Source organism: Mongoliitalea lutea, from assembly GCF_014652135.1.
In the GTDB taxonomy this organism is placed as follows: domain Bacteria; phylum Bacteroidota; class Bacteroidia; order Cytophagales; family Cyclobacteriaceae; genus Mongoliitalea; species Mongoliitalea lutea.
Genome location: NZ_BMYF01000042.1, coordinates 1 through 4,045 on the forward strand (window position 1 = coordinate 1; position 4,045 = coordinate 4,045).

A 4,045-nucleotide genomic window follows, 5' to 3' on the forward strand; every position below is an offset into this window, starting at 1 on the left:
ATCCCTAGAAGAAGTTATTGGCCCCTAAAAGGGGTGGTCAACATCATCGGAAAAAAGTGGTCAGCATCACCGGAACAGGTGGTCAAGATGGATCGGAATATACACAAGTGGAGAGGCGAGATACTAGATGCGAGACGCTAGACTCAGGGCGTGTTAAGAAGCAAGAAGCAAGAAGCAAGAACCAAGACTCGGGGCGTGTTTGACAACCATGACAACTAGACAACCCTAACAACCCCGATAACTCAACCTACAATCTAACTTCTAAAATCTAAAATCATGGAACCTCCCCTCAACCCCGCTACACTTCTGTCAACAGGGGCCAATTCCGAAATTAGGTCACTGAGCCTGTCGAAGTGCCGCTGCGCTCCACTTCGGTTTAGCCCTTATATGTTAGCAGCAGCTTTTATTTTTTTAAAGTCATCAGAAGCATTTCACATTTCTTGTCCAGTTCAATTAGCTTTGGTAATAATCTAAGTGTTTCAGGATTATTGAGCCAGTCTTTGGGTTCTCCCCAGAATCTTGACTTATGAAATAAATATTCAGGAAGATTTTCATCAATTCTAGCTTTAACGACTTTTTCTAATGCAATCAACCATAACTTGGTAAGTTCTTCATTTCTGAGATATCCATTATCTGAAATAAAGTTTTTTGTCTTAATATTCGCTTGCTGAATTGAGGTAGTAGCTTCAATAATGGCTGGTTTATCATTTTCTTTAATTATTCCTTTTTTTAATTTTTCGAAAAATAAACTGATAGATTCTTTAATTCCACCTGTTAGCACTAATTTTGCAATTTAATCAATCATGATATTTTGTATTTATTGTTTTCATTTTCTTAAACTTAGTAGTCAACAGGACATGATGGCTTGCTAGAGACTTCAGGGTTTGCATTTTTATAGGTAGTTCATATTACAGCATCCGAATTGTATTCATCAGGATATTCAATTTTAATATCTCTCAGGTTTAGGCTATTTTTTTTAAAGAGACAAATTTGAATCGCAGGTTTGTAATCTAGGTATTGAGGTTTTGATAATTCAAAGATTAATCGATGTCTATACTTTCTATAGGCTTCTTTATGTTCAGATATTGATTTTATTCCATAAACTCGAATAGCCTCATAATTAAAAGCGCCTGTTTTTCTTTTTAAAAATTCCAACACACGAGCAACTGTTGTGTCATCAGTAATTAATTTTTGGCTTCTTAAAAACTCAATAGTATTGTTAAAATCAAGCATATGTTCAGTATCTCCTACCAAGTCAAAGCATTTTATAGGATCATAATCACAAGTTGCTTTACAAATAACATAAGTATTACTATACCTTACTTCACCCCACCAATGTGCATTCTCAATAAAAGTATCCCAAAAGTAATACCCATCTCCTAACCAAGTATTTCTCCACTTACAAAGAAAAGGAGCATGAGCTTCTATATAATCAGGATTCCCTCTATCTTCTAATGTTTGATATAGAGTTTTTTTTTCACGAAAAGAATATTTTTAAGATTGTTTTGTGCTTTCTCTTAACGGGATTTCTAATGATGACAAGTTCATGGTTGGCAAAACGATTGGAGGAATATTTGCCTGAAGTGTTACCGTCCCAATAAATGCCCTTATATAGGGGAATAATATCGCAATGCTATTCCGGTAAAAATATGTTGGAATCGCGTCAAAATCTACGTTATCCTCAAATTGAAACTCGGCTATGCATTCAATTTTCACAAAAGGCTGTTCTGAAGATTCAGTGTGTGCTTCAAAAACAAAATTCAACTCATATAATGATTTATCTTTATAAAACTTACCAGATGGCACAAAGCCTATATTTAAATCATTTGATGTTTTATTAGAAAAATCAATAAAGACCTTTTCAAATCTATAGCGTTCTAAAGAAAATGCTGCTTTTTGCATATGAATTTAATAATCTACAGTGCTTAGTTAAATGCTAAAATAAAAAAAATCCGAAGAAAACTCCGGATTTTTAATTATATTATTTAAACAATTGAACTCCCAGTAAGAGTCCTGTGGTTCAATTACATAAAACAACTTAGACTGTTCTAAAAAATCACTAATTTTCGGACCTATTTGATCGTATTTTTCAGAATCGACCCAATCCTTATCAATTTCAGCTCTTGAATTATTCTGAAAATACTTTACTAAATTTTCTAAAATCGTACTCATAGGATTTATGTTTTTAACTCTATTTTAAAACTGAAATAAGAGTTATTTGTTGTGACAAAATTATGCTATAAGCCAAACATAACAAAATTCATGCTGATTTATTTAACTTGATAGTACCTAAATAGGTAGGTACTGGCATCTCCAAACTTTTAATCCCCATAGCTAAATCTCCACTCAACCCCGCGTAATCCCGATAGCTATCGGGATTACGCGGGGCTAATTCCGAAATTCCGCTGCGCTACACTTCGGTTTAGCCCTTATATGTTCTTAGTATTTTATTAAATCTAGTTCCTCAAGTCGGATTGCCATTGCTTCAACCGACACATTAAAAATCTTCGATAATGATCGAAATGGTCTTATGTTATAAAATTCACACTTGGCAATAAGTCGAGAAAGGTCACGCTGATCACGAATTGTTTTTCTTAACTCGGCAGGCGAACAATTTGCCAACATTCGAGATGTATTTTCATTAATCTGAAATTGTTCTGTTTGGAAAAATTCTTGAAATAATTGTTTTACTGTTTTACTTGGCATTAAGAAATATGCAGCAAACTTGTCTGCTTGCCGTTCAACTATTGAACGATTTTTTGCAATTTCTGAACCATCTAAAGGAATATCTCTATGTAATTCGATTTGGTCATGTAACAATGCATGTCCTAATTCATGGGCAGTAGTAAAATTAACTACTTCTGGAGCATACATTAATGAAATGTGAATTGTAAAGTCTTGATTATTGATAATGCCTGCAATTTCTTCGTTTGACTCATTTACACCTAACGTGTCAACTTTGTGAAAAGCAAATTTGAGAAGTTGAATAACTTTTTCAGGTTTCAAAATTCCGAGAAGATTTATTGGTGAGCCAGTTGGCCATATTAAATCTTGATACGTCCAAAGTGCATTTTGTATTCTTCTTGCCAATGTTTCTATATCCGAGTCTTTTAATCTACTATTACCAAAGAACATTTTTCTAATTTCAACAAACTCAGCAAGGAAATCATTCTTGGTATCAGCTTCTTCGTCTAGAATATTCATTAATTTAACATTCTCAGTAGTCAATAGTTCGTATTCTTTTCTGAGAGTATTTCTTTTGATTTTTATTTTATCAGTCCAAATGCTTTTTGGGAAGGATTGAAGATTTAAACTAATTATTGACAAGCACCCAGTCAAACCAGAAAGAGCACTACTTAAAGCAACCCCAGAGTCGCCTCGTGCAGCCTTGAAACCTTTGTTGAAAACAATTATTGCGCTTTTAGCAAGTTCTATGCATAAGTCCGCTATTTCAATGGGTAATTCGGTTGATTTTTTTAACTCTAACAGTGCATTTTCCTGAAGTTGATTTTTCACTTGTTGGTTTTGCTCATTGTCCCGTTCAATCCTTTTTTGAATTGCCTTATCAAATTGTCTAGCATCTTCTTTAAACAATTCTTCAAGCCTTGGTCCAATTGTTTCTCCAATTTTTGATTTTATTTCACTAAACTCTTTTGAGCAATTTCCATATGTTTTTACTCTTTTGGGGTCTAAGGTTAGTTCAATTACGGTTAGAATAAGCTTACAACTGAGAATACCATTAAGAGCAGCAGCACTCCCAGAACCTGGTTTATGGCTACCAGCTCCAATTTTGTCCATCAGCTCCTTTGTTGGAAGTTCGAGTAAGTCTATCTCCATATATTAATTCTATAATTTTCAAAGGATAATCTCAATAATTGTTCCACTCAAAAAATACAGTCAAAATGTCAGACAATGTTAGTTTTGAAGTACTGTTCCAATAATTCTGACTAACGTAAACAAAATCCCTCAATTTGAGCTGATTTCGAGGCCTAAATCCTTATTTGTCAGACCGAATTTATCGATTTGTTTTTTTATTCTCTTAACT

5 protein-coding genes are annotated in these 4,045 nt (G+C 33.8%); all 5 read right to left on the bottom strand.

The window, feature by feature from the left end; translation table 11 throughout:
• Positions 1-403: 403 nt before the first annotated feature.
• Positions 404-781, bottom strand: a complete 378-nt coding sequence (locus IE080_RS19165) for a hypothetical protein (RefSeq protein ID WP_106569047.1) — start codon at positions 779-781, stop codon at positions 404-406.
• 122 nt (positions 782-903) lie between these two features.
• Positions 904-1,254, bottom strand: coding sequence for a hypothetical protein (locus IE080_RS19170; protein WP_189586746.1), 351 nt, complete (start codon positions 1,252-1,254; stop codon positions 904-906).
• A 240-nt stretch (positions 1,255-1,494) separates the two neighbouring features.
• Positions 1,495-1,902, bottom strand: a complete 408-nt coding sequence (locus IE080_RS19175; protein ID WP_189586749.1) for a protein-export chaperone SecB — start codon at positions 1,900-1,902, stop codon at positions 1,495-1,497.
• Between the two features lie 27 nt (positions 1,903-1,929).
• Entirely contained in the window at positions 1,930-2,172 is a 243-nt protein-coding gene (locus IE080_RS19180; RefSeq protein WP_189586752.1) for a hypothetical protein, read from the bottom strand.
• Between the two features lie 267 nt (positions 2,173-2,439).
• Positions 2,440-3,837 (bottom strand): cyclodeaminase/cyclohydrolase family protein, encoded by a 1,398-nt coding sequence (locus tag IE080_RS19185; RefSeq protein WP_189586754.1) that lies wholly within the window; start codon positions 3,835-3,837, stop codon positions 2,440-2,442.
• Positions 3,838-4,045: the final 208 nt, after the last annotated feature.